Consider the following 19,811-nt stretch of genomic DNA (forward strand, 5'->3'; position numbering starts at 1 on the left):
CTTTGGAAATTTTTGGATTTAAACCATTTAAATTTTTGAGAAAACGATATGAAGCGAGTCAACGTGGCAATTTGTGGTTTTGGACGGATTGGGCAACAAATTGCAGAGCTTCTTTTAAATCGATCGACATACTATAAACAAAAATATCAAATTGATACCCGTTTAGTGGGTGTCTGTAATTCATCTTCAGGTTTAATTGACCAACATGGTTTACAAGCTTCAAAGTACCTAGATAAAACACAATATCAAGCTGGTTTAACTGAGCAAAGGTTTTTAGAACAGGTTCAGGCGGATGTCATTATTGAGACTGGCCCAAGTGACTATGTGACAGGTGGAAAGGGCCTATTTTATTTAAATTATGCTCTAACACATAACATGAATGCGATAGCAGTATCTAAAGGTGCTTTAGTCGTAGAAGGTAAAAAATTAATTAACTTGGCGCATCAACACAATAAAAAATTATTTTTTAGCGGTGCGACGGCTGCGGCTTTACCAACAGTTGATTTGTTTGAATATAACTTGGCTGGCTGTCAGATTTTAGAAATAGAAGGTGTTTTTACTGGAACCACAAATTTTATTTTAAATGATATGTTGCAACATGAATGTACATTTGCAGAATCTCTTGAAAAAGCTCAAGCAAAAGGTATTGCCGAACCTAATAGTTCTTTTGATGTAGATGGATGGGATACCACTGCTAAAATTACGATATTGGCAAATACCGTTTTGGGAGCTGATGTAAAAATTCAAGATATTCCAAGACAAGGAATCAGCCATGTTACTGTCGATCATATTCATGATTGGAAAAAAGAAGATCTAATTCCTCGTCTGGTGGGTTTTATTCATATTGAAAATCAGCAAATTCAAACAGGTGTTGAATTACGATTAGTTCCAGCAAATCATCCTTTTGCCCATCTTCAAGGTTCCAATAAATGCATTCGGGTGCTAACGCAAGAAATGGGGGAACTTGTTGTAAGTGGAGGAGCATCTGCGCCCTTAGCCATAGCAGCCGCGGCTTTAAAAGATCTCGAGCTAATGCTGAAAACGGGCTGCTAAAATTAATCATGATTTATAAAAAAAGCAGGCTTTTAAGCCTGCTTCTCACAACTTTTTTGAGTATTAAATAACTTTTTTCCAATTTCAAACTTACTAAACATTAAGTAGTTGCCGAGTAAGATTAATAAAATTCCGAATAGAGCGTTTAGGGTCCATACATATCCTTCAAAGAAGGTAGAAACAGAAAGCGCGACTAAAGGGAAAAGTAAGGTGCTATATGCTGCTTTTGAAGCGCCAATTCTCCCAACCAATGAAAAATAAGCAGAGAAGCCAATTACCGTGCCAAATACAGCTAAATAAAGTGCCGAACTTAAAAATGGGAAATTCATCGGAGGCATTAGATCTTGTCCAGTAAATAAAGCCAGACTTAACATCACCAATGCACCATAGGTCATGGCATAACAGTTTGTTGAAAAAATATTTAAACCACGTTTCTGGTGTCTAACACTAATCATATTCCCTAAAGAAAAACCGTAAGTACCTATTGCACATAACCCAATTCCCATTAATAACTGCGCATTAAACTGGCTATTAATGAGGTCATGCCAAAAGAGTAAAACAATACCACCAAGTCCTAAAAGTGCAGCTGGAGCAAAGTTTGGGGAAGGTTTTTGCTTAAAAAAGATAAGCGCATTAATGGCATTAAAGAAAACAGCCATCGAAAAAATAACAGACTCTAAACCGCTATTTACATATTTAACAGCGGTATAAAAACAAATAAAGTTTAGGCCGAAAACACAAAGGCCTTGCAACATACAGAACAAGTGATCTTTTAAAGCAATTCGCTGTAATTTTCCTGAAAATAGTAAAACAACCCAAAGTAATAAGGCTGAAATGGCAAAACGCCATAAAATTGCGACAACGGGTGTTGCATAATGGCTCTGAACGGCAATTCCAATCCATGTTGTTCCCCAAATCAACACCACCGCAACATAGAGTAAAATATTCATAACTTCATCCTCGATTACCAAGCTTAAGTATCGAGGAATGCTTCATTTTTCACGTATATATTCTTGTGTTGTACATGCAAGATCTTGCGTTTTTTATAGATCTAAACTAGCTCAATTTTACTGAATATGTTTAACTTAAGCTCAATGATATTCGTTTTAATTTTGCATGGCCTATCAAACTTTAGAACAGCTACAGCAATCTAAAGCCAAGCTTCACGAAACCGTGGTGCTTGATGAAAATATGCAACTTGCATTTTGGTCTAATCAGCAAGATCGTGTAAGTGTCTGTAGCGACCATCATACTTTGAGTCTCTATATTCAAGATGGCTATGAAAGCTATCAAAAAACACCTGTGGGCTGGAAAAATGGCGGTGGGCCGGGTCGCTTTTGTTTATTACCTGAACATCAGGAGTCGACTTGGGATATACGAGGTGGGCTCAAATTCGTTCACTTGTATTATACCGACCAACATTTGCGTGATGTTGCTGAAAAAATATGGGACAAAGAGCCTAATCAAATTGAACTAAACGAAGTTGTATTCAATGACGACGAACGGATTCGAGCGCTATATCAGTTCTTCTTGTTAGATTGTGACTGGCAAGACTCGTCAAACCATTTGCAAATGAGTACCACAGCAAGTTTATTGCTAAATCATTTAATTCGAAGATATAGCAATGTTAAATGGCAACAGCCTACTATTAAAGGCGGACTTGCGCCTCATAAGCTCAAATATATTCAAGAATGGATTGAAGATCATCTCGATCAAGCTCTGACTTTGTCAGATTTGGCAAATGTTGTGAATTTAAGCGAATACCATTTTGCCCATATGTTTAAACAATCCATGAATATGGCACCTCACCAATACGTCATGCAAAGACGTTTAACCAAGGCAAAAGGACTAATTCAGTCTTCACACTTTTCTTTACAAGACATTGCATTGGTATGTGGCTTTAGTTCAGCAAGCCATTTGAGCCATCGTTTTAAACAGTTTTATGGCATGAGTCCTTCACAGTTGCGTTAAAGGACTCATGGTTAATTTTCTATAAAAGATAAACCGACAAGCCAATAAGGGCAGATGTAAAAATCACGTATAACACATTAATTTCAAAACGGAACAAAGCAATAAATGCTGCAATGGTAATTAAAGCCGCAACAACATCAAAGTGACCAGAAAAACCGTGTGGCCACAAAACATGGTAACTAAAAAATAATGCTAGATTTAAAATCACACCGACCACAGCCGCGGTAATCGCAGTGAGTGGCGCCGTAAACTTAATTTCATTGTGTGTAGATTCAATGATGGGCGCACCAGCAAAAATAAATACAAATGAAAAGAGAAAAGTAAACCAAGTGACAATGACAGCACCTAATGCACCAGCAAAGAATAGATGCTCAGAGCCAAGTAGTGCATGATTTACACCGCCTAAAAAACCAACAAAAGCAACAACCATAATCAGTGGACCCGGTGTGGTTTCACCTAAAGCGAGTCCATCAATCATTTGAGTAGGTGAAAGCCACCCAAAGCTATTAACTGCACCTTGATACACATAAGGTAAAACGGCATATGCACCACCAAACGTAAGCAGTGCAGCTTTAGTAAAAAACCATGCCATTTGAGTATAAGAGTGGTGCCATCCAAAATATGAACCTAAAGCTAAGATGGGTAATAACCATAAGCCGATAGCCACAAAAATAAGTCTAGCTAAACGCGACCATTGGAATTTAGCATGCTCTGGTGTGGGTGTATCATCATCAATAAATGCTCGACCATAATCTTTTTGACTGGCTTTATGTCCAGCTACTGAAGAAAAAAATTCTGGGTATTTTTTACTCGCTAAACAGCCTGCAATACCTGCCGATAAAACAATAAGAGGGAATGGAAGTTTTAAAACAAAAATGGCAAAGAAAGCAGCAATTGCAACTCCCCATAAAAACTTATTTTTAAGTGAGCGGCTACCTATTCGATAAGTTGCATGAAAAACAATTGCAGTTACGGCAGGTTTAATCCCATAAAAAATTCCGGCAATAACCGGAACATCTCCAAATTTTATATAAACCCAAGACAATCCAATTAAGATAAATAAAGAGGGCAATACAAATAGAATACCTGCAACTAATCCTCCAGCCGTTCTGTGCATAAGCCAACCAATATAAGTTGCCAATTGCTGTGCTTCAGGACCAGGCAATAACATGCAGTAGTTAAGCGCGTGTAAAAATCTTTTCTCAGAAATCCAACGTTTTTGTTCAACTAGTTCCTGATGCATCACAGCAATTTGTCCAGCTGGCCCTCCAAAACTAATAAAACCTAACTTCAACCAAAATAAAAAAGCTTGCCAGAAACTGACATTTTTTACTGGCCCATCTGCGATGATTTGTTCTTTTTCTTGCATGTCCATCTCTTCAAAATAGAACTTAATTTATAAAAATATCTGCTTTAGAAAGGCCAAATTATTTTTAACAGCATAGCAAAGCCAGATGTACTTTTGATGATAATTTCTTCAATCTTACGTTTTTGTATATATCAATACTTTGAAATTAATAGAAATTATTTTTTAAACTAAAGTTATCGCTTTAAATTATTTCCAAAGAGGAAACATTTTAAACATTATTTGCTCAAGTTGTTATAACAGGTTGCAAGTCGTGAGCCAGCTACCCCAAGATCAAAAAAATCATAAGCCTCTTTACGATCAATTAAGGGAACTCATTCTCAATAAAATTGTAAATGGTGAATATGCTGTTCTTAGCCAAATTCCATCTGAAAATGAGTTTGCTGAACAGTTCGGTGTGAGTCGAATTACAGTTCGCCAAGCACTCAACCAATTACAGTTAGAAGGTTATATTTTTAAAGTTCCGGGTAAAGGGACTTTTGTAAGTAAGCCAAAAACCTTTCAGAACATTTCAAGTTTGCAGGGTTTTGCAGAAGCAATGTCATCTGCTGGTCACGAAATTTTAAACCGTGTCATCTCGGCTGAGCTTAAGCAGATCCCGATGCATGTTGTACCGAAATTAAAGTTACCTGTTAAAGCAAATGTGTATGAAATTCAACGGGTACGCTTACTTAACCGACAACCCGTTTCTTATGAATTGACCTATTTACCAGAACACATTGGTTTGAAACTTAAAGAAAAAGCGATTGATTTACGTACTACCGATATTTTCAAGGCCCTAGAAGAAGAGTGTGACATTCCTTTAGGGCATGCTGATTTAAGTATTGATGCAACCGTAGCAGATGAAGAATTATCGGCTTTGCTGCAAGTCGAACTCGGAACTCCGGTATTACGGGTCGAACGTTTGACTCACGATGCAAACGGGCAACCGATTGACTATGAATATCTCTATTTTTCAGGCGATACCTTCCAGTACCGTTTACGTATTCATCGTTAATAACAGAAATAAAAATAAGGAATATTCAATGGAAACTAAATATCTTGAGTTTGATATTGTGGTTATTGGTGGTGGAACTGCTGGGCCAATGGCAGCAATTAAAGCAAAACAAGAAAACCCTAATTTAAAAGTCTTACTGATCGAAAAAGCGAATGTAAAACGTAGCGGTGCTATTTCAATGGGTATGGATGGGCTTAATAATGCCATCATTCCGGGGTACGCAACACCAGAGCAATACACTAAAGAAATTACGATTGCCAATGATGGGGTAGTTAACCAGACCACTGTATACGCTTATGCAAAGCATAGTTTCAAAACGATTCAACAGCTCGATCAATGGGGGATTAAATTTGAAAAAGATGAAACTGGTGAATTTGCAGTAAAAAAAGTACATCACATGGGTGCCTATGTTTTACCAATGCCGGAAGGCCATGATGTAAAAAAGGTTTTATATCGTCAGTTAAAGCGTGCTCAAGTTAAAATTAACAACCGAATTGTGACTACGAAGCTTTTAAAAAATGAGCAGGGTGCAATCAATGGTGTACTTGGCTTTGACTGCCGTAGTGGTGATTTTTATGTCATTAAAACTAAAGCTGCCATTTTATGTTGTGGTGCAGCAGGGCGTTTAGGTTTACCAGCTTCAGGCTATTTAATGGGAACTTATGAAAACCCAACCAATGCAGGCGATGGTTATGCCATGGCATATCATGCAGGTGCAGAACTTGCCAATTTAGAATGCTTCCAAATTAATCCGCTGATTAAAGATTATAACGGTCCAGCTTGTGCCTATGTGACAGGCCCATTGGGTGGATATACCGCCAATAGTAAAGGTGAACGTTTCATTGAGTGCGACTACTGGAGTGGTCAAATGATGTGGGAGTTTTATCAAGAGCTGGAAAGTGGTAATGGTCCGGTTTATTTAAAAGTAGATCATCTGGCTGAAGAAACGATTCAGACCATTGAAGAGATTTTGCATACCAATGAGCGCCCAAGTCGCGGTCGTTTTCATGAAGGCCGAGGAACCAATTATCGTCAAGATATGGTGGAAATGCATATTTCAGAAATTGGTTTTTGTAGTGGACACAGTGCTTCTGGTGTATGGGTCAATGAAAAAGCCGAAACTTCAGTTAAAGGTTTATATAGCGCTGGCGATATGGCAGCTGTACCTCATAACTATATGCTTGGTGCATTTACCTACGGATGGTTTGCGGGTGTAAATGCCGCGCAATACGTGAATGCAATTGAAGATAGCGAATTAAACCAAACTGAAATAGAAGCAGAGAAAGCACGAATCTTTGCGCCACTTGACTGTTCCGAGGGCTTACCCGCCGAGCAAGTGGAATATAAGCTGCGCCGTTTTGTAAATGACTATTTGCAGCCACCCAAAACTCGCCAAAAAATGGAAATTGGCCTGAAACGTTTTGAAGAAATCAAACAGGATATTGCTCGAATCTCTGCAAGAAACCCCCATGAATTGATGCGCGCTGCCGAAGTTTCTTTTATCCGAGATTGTGCGGAAATGGCAGCCAGAGCCTCACTTTTTAGAGAAGAAAGCCGTTGGGGACTTTATCACTACCGAGCAGATTTCCCTCAAAAAAATAACTCGGATTGGTTCTGTCACGCACATTTGAAAAAAGATGAACACGGCAACATGACCAGTTTCAAAAAAACAATCGAACCTTATGTGGTTCCAATTAATCAAGATGAAGCTGTGTCTTATGACCGTTTACGCATTCAAAAAGATGTTGCACTTGCAGATTAAATAAATCAGGAATTTAAATCATGGCTTTTATTTTTAAAGAAGTTCAGCACCGTACTGTCGCACCCGTCATTATCGATGAAGATAAATGCATTGCAGATAAAGGATGCACAGTCTGTGTTGATGTTTGTCCAATGGACTTATTGGCAATCGATCCTCTAACTCAAAAAGCTTATATGCAATTTGATGAGTGTTGGTATTGCATGCCTTGTGAAAAAGACTGCCCCACGGATGCTGTCAAAGTAAATATCCCATACCTACTCAAATAATTAATTTGGAATACTCAACATGAGACAAAATAAATTGATCAATAGAAAACTATTACTCAGTAGCTTAATTGGTGCCATTGTACTTGGCACTTTGGGGTGCGGCAGTAAAACAGAAACTGTTCGTGTAGCGATTGGTACGCAAGACACAACCATTAACTGTGCAACGGGTGGATTACTTGTTCGTGAGTTAAATTTATTACCAAAATATTTACCCAAAGATGGTGAATATAAACACGTTAAATATGACATTCAATGGAAAAACTTTACCTCTGGTGCACCACTAACCAGTGAGATGGTAGCTGGGCGTCTAGATTTGGGAGCAATGGCCGACTTTCCTGCTGTAAATAATTTAGCGGCTTTTAAAAAGGCTGGAAAAGAAAGCATATTTTTAGCGCCATTGTCAGGCAGTATTAATGGTAGCGGTAATGCGATTGTTGTTCCAATTGACTCAAATGTAACTTCACTGAAAGAATTAAAGGGACAGACTATTTCTGTACCTTTTGCCTCAACTGCTCATGGACTGTTACTTCGTGCCATTCAAGCTGAGGGCTGGCAACTTGATAAAGACATTAAAGTGATTGCTCAGGCTCCTGAAGTTGCAGGGCCTGCATTAAAAAGTCATAAGATTGCTGCGCATGCTGACTTTGTACCCTTTGGAGAGTTATTTGCCTACCAAGGTTTTGCCAAAAAAATCTATGATGGTTCACAAGCAAAATCACCGACATTTCATGGTTCACTTGCCAGTAAGGATTATGCAGAGCAACATCCAGAAGTCATAAAAGCTTATTTACAAGCAACTATTGAAGCAAATCGTCTGATTCGAGAACAACCTGAAAAATATAGTGAATTTATTTCTGAAAAAACAGGTATTCCTGCCGAGGTGGTCTATCTGTTTCATGGTCCATTAGGTCTACAAACCCGTGACTTGACTTGGAAACCTGAATATCGAAAAGCAACTCAAATTGCAGTTGACACTTTAAAAGTTCTAGGCAAAAACGATGGCACTCTCGATGTAAATAAATTTATTGATGATCAATATATTAAAGATGCATTTCAGGCTTCTGGGCTAAATTACAGCCAGCAACTCGCTGACTATGCAAAATCACCTTTGGTTGCAAATGATGCTTTAACGGGCCAACCCATCAAAACATTTAATCGTGTGACTCAAATTTGGGTAAAGGGTGAGGAAAAGGTTCGTAGCTATGAAACACCTGAGCATGCTTTTTCCGATTTAAAGATAATTCAAGCGGCAGGAAAAACGGTGCGTGTGGTTTATAGCCAAGATCATCAGTCCGATATTAAGTTGCTTGCCAATCTAGCATGGTATGCCACAGATAAAGCAGGACAAATTCAGGCCTTTTTATTAAAAGATGATGCTGAAAAATGGGCTAAACAACAAGGCGGAAAAGTATATGACTTTAAAGCTATTCAGCTTGTAACACAGAGCTGATGTGTTGTCTTAGCTAATGATTAGGAGGTGACAAATGAGTAGTTTAGTCCAAACAAAACCTAAAAACCAAAGTACATTTTTGATTAAATTTTTTCAGCAGTTGGGAGCATATAAGACACATTTTAAAAATTACGTCATCGCTTTTGCCTCTATAGCTTTCTGGATAGTAATTTGGCAGGGGCTGGCTCAGCTTAAAATAAACTTAGGTATTGTGAACTTTAGCAATGTACCGACGCCTTTAGATGTCATCCATGCGCTGTGGTCTTTTTTTCAACTCAGCACTGCGTTTGAACATGTCGAATCTAGTGTCTTTCGAGTAGTGGTTGGTTCTGTTTTGGCTGCTCTAATTGGTGTAGGCATTGGTTTGTTGGCAGGGCGTTATCAAAAACTCGCTACATTTTTAATGCCCCCATTAGAGGTTTTACGCCCGATTCCAGCAGTTGCATGGATTCCTTTGGCGATTCTGATTTTTCCATCGTCAGAGGCATCCATGATTTTTATTACTTTTATTGGTGCATTATTTCCAATTTTATTAAACACCGTACATGGCGTTGGCGCAGTTGACCCAAGATTAATTGCATCGGCAAAAAGTTTAGGGGCTTCTGATCTTGCCATTATTTATGAAGTCGTTATTCCAGGGGCATTACCAAACATTATTACTGGTTTATCCATTGGAATGGGCACGTGTTGGTTCTGTTTGGTCACCGCTGAAATGATCTCTGGTCAACATGGAATTGGATACTTCACATGGGAGTCATTCACCTTGCAAAATTACAGCAATATTGTGGTTGGCATGGTGCTGATTGGAGCGTTGGGTATGTTCAGTAGTTCCTTAGTTCGTGTGATTGGAAGCCGATTTACCCCTTGGTATCAACTGAGGAAGTCTTAAAATGTCGATTAAACATGGCCATGTGCGCATTCAAAACCTATCTCTACATTTAGGACAAGGCAAAAGTCGCTTTCAAGCATTAGATCGGGTTAATTTCGAAATACAACCTGGTGAGTTTATTTGTCTACTTGGTCCTTCAGGTTGTGGAAAATCAACATTACTAGGTGCTTTGGCAGGGCATTTACCCATTAGTTCAGGGGCTTTAACGGTCGATAATGAATCTATTCTGGAACCGCATCCAGACAGAGGGTTAGTGTTCCAGCAACATACGTTATTTCCATGGAAAAGTGTGCTTGAAAATATTGCTTTCGGCTTAAAAATGAAGGGAGTGGGTAAACAAAACCGTATAGATCAGGCAAAGAAAATGGTTGATCTGGTGGGGCTCAAAGGTTTTGAGCAGAAATTTCCAGCTGAACTTTCAGGTGGTATGCAGCAAAGAGTTGAAATTGCACGAGTACTTATTAACGAACCTCGCATCTTATTAATGGATGAACCTTTTGGTGCGTTAGATGCGCAAACCCGTTTGAAGATGCAAATGCTATTGCTCGACATTTGGCAAGAAATTCAAACTTCGGTTTTATTCATTACCCATGATATTGATGAAGCACTTTTTCTGGCAGATCGAGTACTGATTATGAGCCATAGACCGGGCCGAATTATTGAGGAAATCAACCTTGATTTTGAACGTCCACGTGATATCGAACTTGTTACGAGTAGGGAATTTACAACCATTAAAAAACATTGCATGCAAACTTTAAAGGAAGCCACTCAACAAGAAGAGTTAAGCCGCTTAAACCCTTTAGGGCTTGGAAAGAAAGCACAAATCAAGGAATACGAATGAGTTTTTATCAAACTTTAGATGACCAAGATGAATATAATCAAGAATTTCTTGGTCAGTTGAACCATCCAGATGAGAAGGTTCGTTTTGTTACTTTAATGAACATCGGTGACGAAGAAAATCCAGATCTACTACCTTGGTTACATACAGCACTGCAACATGACTCGTCAGCCTTAGTGCGTGAAGAGGCCGCAAAAAAATTAGAAAGTTGGGAAGATCACGTCAGCTTGGAGGTATTGGCTCAGGCTTTAAGTGATTCAGATCTTAATGTGCGTCTCACAGCGAGCCAGAGTTTGAGTGAAATCAAAGAAGCTGCATCAGCTGATGTACTTGCACCATATTTACAGCATCAAGACACTTTTGTACTAAGTGCAATCTTACGCGCTTTAAAACCTTTACGAGCGCAGCAATTCTTTGCAGAAATATCAGCTTTGGTCCAGCATCAAAATACTCTTGTACGCCGTGAAGCTGTGAGTGCTTTAAGCTGGTTGCAACAAGATCAAGCCATTGCAATATTGGCAAAAATTGTTGAAACAGATATAGATGACGAAGTACGACGTATTGCAACAGGTGGTTTGGCTTATAGTAAAAAATTATCAATTGATGTGATTCAAGCACTTAATCATTCACTAAATGCTGAAAGTTGGCAGTTAAGAGTGGAGTCTGCATTAACTATTGGGAAATTACGTATTTCCGAACTGGAAGCACCCTTAATTAAGGCATTAGTGGATCCTTACTGGCAAGTACAAATAGCAGCTGTACGCAGTTTGGGATTGTTAAAATCGAGTTTGGCAGTTGCAGATTTGGCAGCTAATTTTAAACATGATATTAGCAATTTACGTAAAGAGGTAGCTTTAGCACTTGGGGAAATTGGCACACGAGAAGCTCAAATGCTATTAGAGCAGCATCAACATGATTCTGATCCTGAAGTACGAAAAGCTATTCGTATTGGATTAAATCAAATTGGTGAGGTGAAGTATGCAAACCAGACCTGATATCCGTGTAGATACTATAAATAAACAAGTTCATTTTATTTGGAATGATGGTTCAAGCCTATGCTTGAGCCACCAACATCTTAGAGAAATTTGTCCTTGCGGTTTTTGTAGATCAAAACGTATAAAACAAATAAAAATTGAACAGCAGGAAGTTGAAATTACCGCAATGTTTGATCAAGGGTATGGTGCCCAAATCTGTTTTAGTGATGGGCATGACAAAGGAATTTATCCTTGGGTTTTCTTAAAAGAGTTTGTTAAGTGTTAAAGATGCCTTTTGCTTGGGACAAAAGGCATCTCCTTTAATTAATGGTCATGTTCTAAATAATCTGGTTTTTTCGGAAGCGCAAGGCTACACAAGAAACAGATAATGAGCATAACAATGACATAGATGAAGAAGGTGTTTTCAATTCCAGCAGCTTTAAACTGTAGTGCAACTGAAGGGGCCGATCCACCAAAAATGGCATTACCTACCGCATAAGAGAACCCTACACCTAGTGCACGCACATGAGGAGGGAACATCTCTGCTTTGACTAAGCCACTAATTGATGTATAGAAGCTCAAGATCATCATCATAAAAATGAGTAGCAAGGTAATGATAATCGGTGAATCTATATAATTAGGCATTCCAATTGCCATAATTGGATAGATAAAAATTGCAGATAATAAGCTAAATGCCAGCATTGAAGAACGTCGCCCAATGCGGTCGGAAATTGAACCAAATACAGGTTGAGCACACATATAGGCAAATAACGCGAAGGTCATAATATAACCAACGGTTTTTCCATCCATACCTAAGTTAGTTAAATAGGTTTTTGAATAAACAGTTTCAACATAGAAAGTTAATGAACCCGCAGAGGTATAACCAACCACCAATAAAAAGGTCTTCCAATGTTTTTTAAAGAGTTCTCTTAAGCTACCAGATTCTTCACGTTCACTGTCTTGATGAGAAAGGGTTTCTTCCAAACGACTACGAGCAAGTAAAGATAAAATTGCAGCAAAACCACCAATAACAAACGGAATACGCCATCCGCCGTCATGTAATTGTTGCTCACTTAAAAATGCTAATAAAATTACGCCGAGCAAACTTGCCAGTAATTGACCACCAGAGAGTGTGACGTATTGAAAAGAGGAGTAAAAACCACGTTGACCTTTTAAGCCTAATTCACTCATGTAGGTTGCTACGGCACCATATTCACCACCGACTGATAAACCTTGAAGTAAGCGCACAACGAGTAAAAGAAAAGGAGCAAATAATCCGACTTGATCGTAAGTAGGCAGAGCAGCAAATAAGAAGGAACTCAAGGCCATTAAGCAAATAGAAATGACCATTGATTTTTTTCGACCATGTCGATCTGCAATGCGCCCGAATATCCAACTACCAATAGGACGCATGAAAAAACTTGCAGCAAATACACCCCAAACATAAATAGCTTTGGTCGAACTATCCATGTCGGGTGCAGTTAAGGCTTGTGTAAAATAAGTAGCAAAGACTGCATAGATATAAAAGTCAAACCATTCAACAAGGTTACCAGAGGCCGCACCAACAATACCGCGTATTCTGCTACGTTTTTCTTCCTTAGTGTATGTCATATATATTCCGTCAGTTAGCAGAAAAAAATAGAAATTTTTAGGTGTACTGAGCAGGAAATCGCAAGAGTTTTTAAATATCACTCAATCCTGAGTACTTACCTTAGAATTCCTCTCCATGCATTTTTTATAATTTTAAATTTCCATTCTAGTGATTGTATGATCTTTTGTTCGATTTAAGGATATTTTTGCCGATTATCGAACATTTACTTAATTTAATGAGTTGATCAATACACCATAAACTTTATTTAAAATCAGACATCTAATTTATCAACCATATTCTTTATTGTATTCCTCCTTGGTTTTAAGCCTATTTTGAGCTTAGTTTTATTTTGACTATTTGGTAATACTTAAAAAGTTATAGTACCAATTTCAAAGAAAATAAATGAAATTCATATAATGATGACGCTTTATTACACAAAATTTACTTGATCTGAAAATTACATAATTTGTTGTTTCTCGATATGTGTCACTGTATTCTTTCGAGGCTAAAAAATATGGAAGATCTCCGACTTTTAGCATACTTATATTATGCACGGTATGGGCAGGTAGTTATTCAATGGACAGACACTCATTAAATCTTCACTTCATTACATGTTCTAAAACAGCATTAGCATCATCTATTGCACTGATGACGTCTGTTGTCTATGCAAATGAGGCGGAGGTTTCTCAACTACCTACAATTACCGTGAATGCTACCCAAAACACTGACGATTTATATTCCTCAAAAAAAGTTGATTTATCTGGTTTTCAAACAGGCGATATAAAAAAGATTCCTGCATCTATCACAACAATTACATCTGAACGCATGGCCGATCAGCACGCAAAAACACTGACTGATGTTGTTAAGAATGATTCATCGTTAGGAGATGGCTATGCTGCAATTGGTTATTACCCTAATTTCGTAGCTCGTGGTTTTTCGCTCGATTTAGGTTCAAGTTATCTTATTAACGGCCATAACATTCGTGGTGAACAAAACGTTGCTTTAGAAAACAAAGAGCGAGTAGAAATTTTAAAAGGGATTTCTGCAATTCAAAGTGGAATGTCGACTCCAGGTGGTGTTGTCAACTATGTAACCAAACGACCTGCCGATGTTAAGAGTGTTACCGTCGATGCAAATTCAGAAGGTGGTTATACACTTGCAACAGATGTAGGCGGCTTTTTGAATGATAAATTTGGATATCGAATTAATTTAGCCCATGAAAGTATTCACCCAAATGTCGATCATGCAAATGGTAAACGTGAGTTTGGTTCAGTTGCTTTAGATTGGAAAATTAATGATCGCTCTAAACTACTGTTTGATATTGAAGCTCAGCATCAAAGCCAACGCTCAGTTCCGGGGTATCAACTGCTTGATGGACAAGTACCAACAAATGTTGATGAAGACCGTTTGTTGGGGTATCAGTCTTGGAGCAAACCTGTTGTAAATAACAGCGTAAATGCAAGCTTGAAATATCAATATGCCTTTAACGATCAGTGGAATGGCAGCTTAAGCGCATCGCAAAGCCGTGTTGTGATTGATGATAATAGTGCTTTCCCATGGGGATGTTATAACGATAATTGTGAAGTTACTGGTTTAGGTAATACTTTTGATAAACACGGTAATTATGATATTTACGATTTCCGTAGCCCAGATGACACACGTATTACTAATCAATTTGCTGCTGGGCTAAATGGACAATTCAACACTGCCAACATTCAACATCAAGTTGCTTTGGAACTACAACGTACTTATAAGACCTTAAAGCACCATACGCCTCTGAATGTAGCGGTAGGAACAGGCAATATCTATCAAGATACGATTGACTACAGTCCATCATCGGAAAGTCCAGGCGATCGTTACAAAGCTCTAGAAAGTGATCAGACTGCTTTCACGATATCTGACCGAGTTCAATTTAACGAGCAATGGTCAACTTTACTGGGTGGAAAACTTATTCACCTTGATGAACAGGCTTATAATTCAGATGGACAACAAAGCCGAGATACAGACCTAAATAAGTTTTTACCGCAATTAGCACTCATGTATAGTCCAAGTGTTACGACTAATTTGTATGCTTCATATGCCAAAGGTTTATCGGACGGTGGTGAAGCACCTTGGTTTGCTAATAATGCTCTTGAAATTTTAGCACCTAGAAACTCTGAACAATTTGAAGTTGGTGTTAAGCAACAAGTTCAAAATTTCTTACTAACGGCGGCTATCTTTGATTTAAAACAGGATAATCAATACAGTAAAGTCAATGCCGATGGATCTTTCGATTTTGTTGAACAAGGTAAACAACACAATCAAGGTATTGAATTAGGCTTGACTGGTGCCTTAACTGATACAGTTGACGTAAGCTCAGGAATCACCTATACCAAATCTCGCCTTGTTGATGTTGATACTGACAGTTATAGAGGCCACCAAACTCAAAATGTACCAAAATTACGGGCAACTGCTCAGTTATCTTATAAAGTACCTTCAGTTGAAGGTTTAAGACTGTTAAGTGGCATGCAATATAGTAGTAGTAAATATGCAAACAAAGAGGCAACTGCAAAAGTAGGTGGATATAGCGTCTTTAATATTGGTGCTGCCTATAAAACAAATTTTGCTGGGCATGACACGACGTTTAGATTCAATATTGACAACTTATTTAATAAGAAATATTGGCGTGACGTTGGTCCATTCATGGGGGATGACTATCTATTCTTGGGTAATCCTCGTACAGCTCAATTCTCTACAACTTTTAATTTTTAAAATTTATAAGACAAATAAAAAAGGAGCTTATAAAAGCTCCTTTTTTATTTCAGGAATTAAGCCGACATTTTTGGTTTAACCATATTATTAATCGACAAGATATCATCAAGCACTTGTGCTGATAATAAGCCTTCGTTCTGAACTAATGCCAATACACTTTGTCCAGTTTCGTTTGCAGTTTTAGCAATACGAGTTGTAGTTTCATAACCTAAATATGGGTTAAGTGCAGTCACAATCCCAATTGAGTTTTCAACTAAAGCTTTGCAATGCTCAGGGTTCGCCGTAATCGTATCAATACATTTACTTTGGAACATTGCCATCGCGTTACCAAGCAAATCCATAGATTCAAATAGTTTGAATGCAATAAGTGGTTCCATTGCATTCAACTGTAGTTGACCAGCTTCAGCAGCTAAAGTTACAGCCAAATCATTTGCAATAATCTGGAAGCAAGCAAGGTTCATTGCTTCAGGAATAACTGGATTTACTTTACCCGGCATGATCGAACTACCAGGTTGACGTGCTTCTAAATTAATTTCATTGATACCAGTACGTGGACCACTTGAAAGTAAGCGCAAGTCATTAGCAATTTTTGAAAGTTTAGTTGCGGTACGCTTTAATAAACCAGATAAAAGAACGAAATCACCCATATCTGAAGTTGCTTCGATTAAGTCAGGAGATGATTTAATTTTTTTACCAGAGATTTTTGCAAGTGCTTGAATCGCAAGTTCACGGTAATTATATTCAGTGGTAATGCCCGTACCAATCGCTGTGCCACCAAGGTTCATATAAGCTAAAACATTTGGAATAAGCGTATTAATTTGCTCAAGGTCTTTTTGCAAAGTTACAGCGAAAGCACCGAACTCTTGACCCAATGTCATTGGTACAGCATCTTGCAACTGAGTACGACCCATTTTTAAGATGTGAGCAAACTCTTGAGACTTGTTACGGAAACTTAAAATTAAGTTATTAAAAGGGAGATTCAATTCGTCTAAATTTAATAATAAGCCTAAACGAATTGCAGTAGGGTACACGTCATTTGTAGACTGTGACATGTTGATATCATTATTAGGGTGTAAATATTGATATTGGCCTTTTGCATGTCCCATATATTCTAAAGCAACATTCGCCAATACTTCATTTGCATTCATATTGGTTGAAGTACCAGCACCACCTTGCAACATATCGATTGGGAATTGATCGTGAAAATTACCACGAATAAGTTGATTACAACTGTATTCAATTGCTTCAAATTTAGTTTGATCTAAGCTTTTAAGATTATGATTCGCTTCAGCACAAGCAAGTTTTACCATTGCTAATGCTTTAATTAAATGAGGGAAATTTCCAACTTTGCTTTGGGTTAAGTTAAAGTTTTCTAGAGCACGTAATGTTTGAACTCCGTAATAATCATTATTGTTGATTTCTCTATAACCAATAAGATCCTTCTCAATACGGGTGGTAATTTCAGCGTTCATCATTAAACTTCGAATTAGTAGAGTAGATAATTCATATTAGATTTCGAAATGCTTCACTTCTAATGCATTTATCAAGTTAATTATGCATTTTTTGCATATCAGTTTTCTTCTTTTCTAAATTTAAAAATAAAAAATCTTTGATGAACAAAATGGCCATGTAATTAAAAAATGACCGAATACGAAATTATAGATTCATTAATTTAAGTGAAATATCAAGTAAATTAATAAGGTTTACAGCACAGAGAGTGTAGTTTATCTAACAAATTTATATAAAAATGTGATGCATTTCACATAAAAATCACTATAATACGAAAAAATCCTAGTTTTAAGTTTATGTTAAAAGTCACAGCTGCATTAATTATTTTGGGTAGTTTTACATACTATGTACTTTTTCAGGGTGAAGAGAAGAGAGAGTCAAAAACTTCTCGTCTGCTTAAAGAAGCCGAGCAATCTATTGCCTCTGCGGAAACCTCTGTAAACAAGGCAAATAGTATCGTAGCAATATCTTATAAATAGCCACGGTTACTCAGCCTAACTATTTTACATTATCCATCAAAATATTGTTTTACCTAAATTTTATTAAACTTTAGGTAAAAGACCTTATGTATAGAGACAAAATTCATGAGAATGAAGTTTATCGCCTATGATCCCAATTCTGGGGAAAAAGTAAGCTTAAAAGAGCATATCCATCAAATGGACAAATACACCACTTATATCTTTTTTAGCGATGAAAAAGATAATATGGTGTTTAACCCACAGAAAAAGCAAGTTTTTGAAATCACTCAATATACTTCTAATATGATGGTTGAAATTTCAAGAAAGCTATATTATCTCATTGGTGAATATTAGAAATTTGTTTCAGCTCAATCTCGGATAGATACTTTAGTAGAATAGTCAGGTTTATTTAGTTGAATTATACTGCAAATATATCTTCTGATTTGAATGATTTTATTAGGTCAGAAAGCTTAAATCCTGAAATAATCAAAATAGTAACATTTTAGTTTTACAGTCCGTATTCTTCCCCAAGGTACGGACTTTTTTTATCAAAATTAAAAACATGATGAAAACATAAGATTATTTTTATTTTTTATTAAGATTAAAGTGTTCATTTACTTAGGTTATGTTTAATTTAATTATTGATTTAAAATAATTTTTACTGCAATAATTTTATATTTGTATGAGTTGATGAGTTAAATCAAAGTCTTTTATTCTCTTACACTCTTTTCTATGTCAGAATTATTAAATACATACTTTTATCGTTTGGCCTTGCCATTCTTCCATCGCATTTTTGCAGGTACTCCCATGTTTTATATTTTTCATTCATCTATTCAGCTATTTATCCAGCTTCCCAACAAGACAAATTAAGGACATAAATATAAAAAGGGAATGCATAAAATGAACTTAGAAGTACGTTGGGTAGAAGATCTTTTGACATTAGAGCGTGAGCGTTCTATTTCAAAGGCAGCCGAAAAGCGATTTATTAGTCAATCTGCTTTTACGCGTAGAATTCAGCAATTAGAAGAGATGATAGGAGCTGAAGTTATTATTAGAAATAATAAAAATAATATTGAATTTACAGACATTGGGCGGATTATGCTGGTTATGTCTAAAAATATTGAAAAGCAGGTGGAAGAGACCGCTAAGCTGATTAAAAATATTAAAAATGAAACCGAATCTACTATTCGTTTTTGTGTTGTTCATTCATTAGCTTCTGGTTTTTTAACGACTTTTTTGAAAAAATTCCCAACGTTTATGCGTGATTTAAAAATCGAAATTGTAGCGACCAATAGTGGTGAGGGTTTATCTCTTTTAAAAGAAGGTGCCTGTGATTTTATGATTTGTTATGCAGACCGATCTCATATTAATCGTGTGGGTGATGATATTTTAAGCGGGATCAAGATTGCGGAAACAGAGATTGTTCCTGTATCAGCTACTGAAGCCGACCATACGCCTAAGCATACAATTCAAAATAATTTTTCATTGCTTGCTTACAGTAAACACGCTTATTTGCGAAAATTGGTCGACCAACTGATTGAAGGTAAACTAATTTATAAAACCTTATACGAGACTGATAATGCAACTAATTTGAAAGAGCTGGTATTGCAAGGCCTAGGGGTGGCATGGATTCCAAAAATTAATGTAGAGGAAGATCTTGCTAACGGAAAACTGGTCATGTTGGATCATCATGAATATTGTCTTCCTCAAGATATTTACATTTTTAAAAATAATTTGAGTGATAACAAAGCAGTCCAACAAATCTGGAAGGGCTTCCAAACTCAGCCTGATTAAAATTTATAATTATGGGCTGTATTCAGCAAAGTTATATACAAAGTAATCAATTAAAGCGCCCATACCTTTGTCTTTATGACGAAAGGCTTTATAAAGCATTGCTCATGGTCTAGATTCTTTGTTAATTTAGACCATATATCAA

At 37.1% G+C, this 19,811-nt stretch carries 17 protein-coding genes and 1 pseudogene; 14 read left to right on the top strand and 4 right to left on the bottom strand.

Translation table 11 applies throughout. The features are described 5' to 3' along the window. The first annotated feature begins 48 nt into the window (after window positions 1-48). Window positions 49-1,053 (top strand): homoserine dehydrogenase, encoded by a 1,005-nt coding sequence (locus ACLBWE_RS01175; protein WP_447600624.1) that lies wholly within the window; start codon window positions 49-51, stop codon window positions 1,051-1,053. Window positions 1,054-1,085: 32 nt separating this feature from the next. Here ACLBWE_RS01175 and ACLBWE_RS01180 read toward each other — a convergent pair whose 3' ends face one another. Further along, entirely contained in the window at window positions 1,086-2,003 is a 918-nt protein-coding gene (locus tag ACLBWE_RS01180) for a DMT family transporter (protein WP_447600626.1), read from the bottom strand. A gap of 166 nt (window positions 2,004-2,169) precedes the next feature. On the opposite strand from ACLBWE_RS01180, the gene ACLBWE_RS01185 reads away from it, so the two are divergent. Then, window positions 2,170-3,024: a helix-turn-helix domain-containing protein gene (locus tag ACLBWE_RS01185; RefSeq protein WP_198495863.1), complete on the top strand. Its 855-nt coding sequence runs from the start codon at window positions 2,170-2,172 to the stop codon at window positions 3,022-3,024. Between the two features lie 19 nt (window positions 3,025-3,043). On the opposite strand, the gene chrA is transcribed toward ACLBWE_RS01185, so the two are convergent. Further along, window positions 3,044-4,393, bottom strand: coding sequence for a chromate efflux transporter (gene chrA, locus ACLBWE_RS01190; protein WP_447600629.1), 1,350 nt, complete (start codon window positions 4,391-4,393; stop codon window positions 3,044-3,046). 250 nt (window positions 4,394-4,643) lie between these two features. Between chrA and ACLBWE_RS01195 the strand changes: the two genes are divergently transcribed. The 8 genes from ACLBWE_RS01195 to ACLBWE_RS01230 are packed head-to-tail and all read left to right on the top strand — an operon-like array spanning window position 4,644 to window position 11,852. Next, window positions 4,644-5,387, top strand: coding sequence for a GntR family transcriptional regulator (locus ACLBWE_RS01195; RefSeq protein WP_447600631.1), 744 nt, complete (start codon window positions 4,644-4,646; stop codon window positions 5,385-5,387). 28 nt (window positions 5,388-5,415) lie between these two features. After that, window positions 5,416-7,149 carry a fumarate reductase/succinate dehydrogenase flavoprotein subunit gene (locus ACLBWE_RS01200; RefSeq protein ID WP_447600633.1) on the top strand — a complete coding sequence of 578 codons (1,734 nt, stop codon included), beginning with the start codon at window positions 5,416-5,418 and terminating at the stop codon, window positions 7,147-7,149. A gap of 20 nt (window positions 7,150-7,169) precedes the next feature. Further along, on the top strand, window positions 7,170-7,415 hold the full coding sequence (locus tag ACLBWE_RS01205; protein ID WP_056479873.1) for a 4Fe-4S dicluster domain-containing protein: 246 nt from the start codon (window positions 7,170-7,172) through the stop codon (window positions 7,413-7,415). Between the two features lie 19 nt (window positions 7,416-7,434). Further along, the gene (locus ACLBWE_RS01210; protein WP_447600636.1) at window positions 7,435-8,865 is read left to right on the top strand and encodes an ABC transporter substrate-binding protein; all 1,431 of its coding nucleotides are present in this window, start codon (window positions 7,435-7,437) and stop codon (window positions 8,863-8,865) included. Between the two features lie 34 nt (window positions 8,866-8,899). Further along, window positions 8,900-9,754: an ABC transporter permease gene (locus ACLBWE_RS01215; RefSeq protein ID WP_447600638.1), complete on the top strand. Its 855-nt coding sequence runs from the start codon at window positions 8,900-8,902 to the stop codon at window positions 9,752-9,754. Window position 9,755: 1 nt separating this feature from the next. Then, the gene (locus ACLBWE_RS01220; protein WP_447600640.1) at window positions 9,756-10,595 is read left to right on the top strand and encodes an ABC transporter ATP-binding protein; all 840 of its coding nucleotides are present in this window, start codon (window positions 9,756-9,758) and stop codon (window positions 10,593-10,595) included. Further along, the gene (locus ACLBWE_RS01225; protein ID WP_447600642.1) at window positions 10,592-11,587 is read left to right on the top strand and encodes a HEAT repeat domain-containing protein; all 996 of its coding nucleotides are present in this window, start codon (window positions 10,592-10,594) and stop codon (window positions 11,585-11,587) included. The genes ACLBWE_RS01220 and ACLBWE_RS01225 overlap by 4 nt, the downstream gene beginning before the upstream one ends. Then, the gene (locus ACLBWE_RS01230; protein WP_447600644.1) at window positions 11,571-11,852 is read left to right on the top strand and encodes a DUF971 domain-containing protein; all 282 of its coding nucleotides are present in this window, start codon (window positions 11,571-11,573) and stop codon (window positions 11,850-11,852) included. The genes ACLBWE_RS01225 and ACLBWE_RS01230 overlap by 17 nt, the downstream gene beginning before the upstream one ends. Window positions 11,853-11,890: 38 nt before the next feature. Here the strand turns inward: ACLBWE_RS01230 and ACLBWE_RS01235 are convergent, their stop codons facing one another. Next, window positions 11,891-13,177 carry an MFS transporter gene (locus ACLBWE_RS01235; RefSeq protein WP_447600646.1) on the bottom strand — a complete coding sequence of 429 codons (1,287 nt, stop codon included), beginning with the start codon at window positions 13,175-13,177 and terminating at the stop codon, window positions 11,891-11,893. Window positions 13,178-13,705: 528 nt separating this feature from the next. Between ACLBWE_RS01235 and ACLBWE_RS01240 the strand changes: the two are divergent. After that, window positions 13,706-15,908 (top strand): annotated as a pseudogene (locus tag ACLBWE_RS01240) (TonB-dependent siderophore receptor). Between the two features lie 56 nt (window positions 15,909-15,964). Here ACLBWE_RS01240 and ACLBWE_RS01245 read toward each other — a convergent pair. Beyond that, window positions 15,965-17,383 carry an aspartate ammonia-lyase gene (locus ACLBWE_RS01245; RefSeq protein WP_080758426.1) on the bottom strand — a complete coding sequence of 473 codons (1,419 nt, stop codon included), beginning with the start codon at window positions 17,381-17,383 and terminating at the stop codon, window positions 15,965-15,967. Window positions 17,384-17,713: 330 nt separating this feature from the next. Between ACLBWE_RS01245 and ACLBWE_RS01250 the strand changes: the two genes are divergently transcribed. The 3 genes from ACLBWE_RS01250 to ACLBWE_RS01260 all read left to right on the top strand — a co-directional run bounded on the left by ACLBWE_RS01250 (window position 17,714) and on the right by ACLBWE_RS01260 (window position 19,669). Next, a complete protein-coding gene (locus ACLBWE_RS01250) occupies window positions 17,714-17,896 on the top strand; it encodes a hypothetical protein (RefSeq protein ID WP_004642753.1) in 183 nt (60 codons plus the stop codon). 111 nt (window positions 17,897-18,007) lie between these two features. Further along, on the top strand, window positions 18,008-18,229 hold the full coding sequence (locus ACLBWE_RS01255) for a hypothetical protein (RefSeq protein ID WP_080028261.1): 222 nt from the start codon (window positions 18,008-18,010) through the stop codon (window positions 18,227-18,229). A 546-nt stretch (window positions 18,230-18,775) separates the two neighbouring features. Next, window positions 18,776-19,669, top strand: coding sequence for a LysR substrate-binding domain-containing protein (locus tag ACLBWE_RS01260; protein WP_004642755.1), 894 nt, complete (start codon window positions 18,776-18,778; stop codon window positions 19,667-19,669). Window positions 19,670-19,811 lie beyond the last annotated feature (142 nt).

The organism is Acinetobacter sp. M5A5_2a, assembly GCF_053345265.1.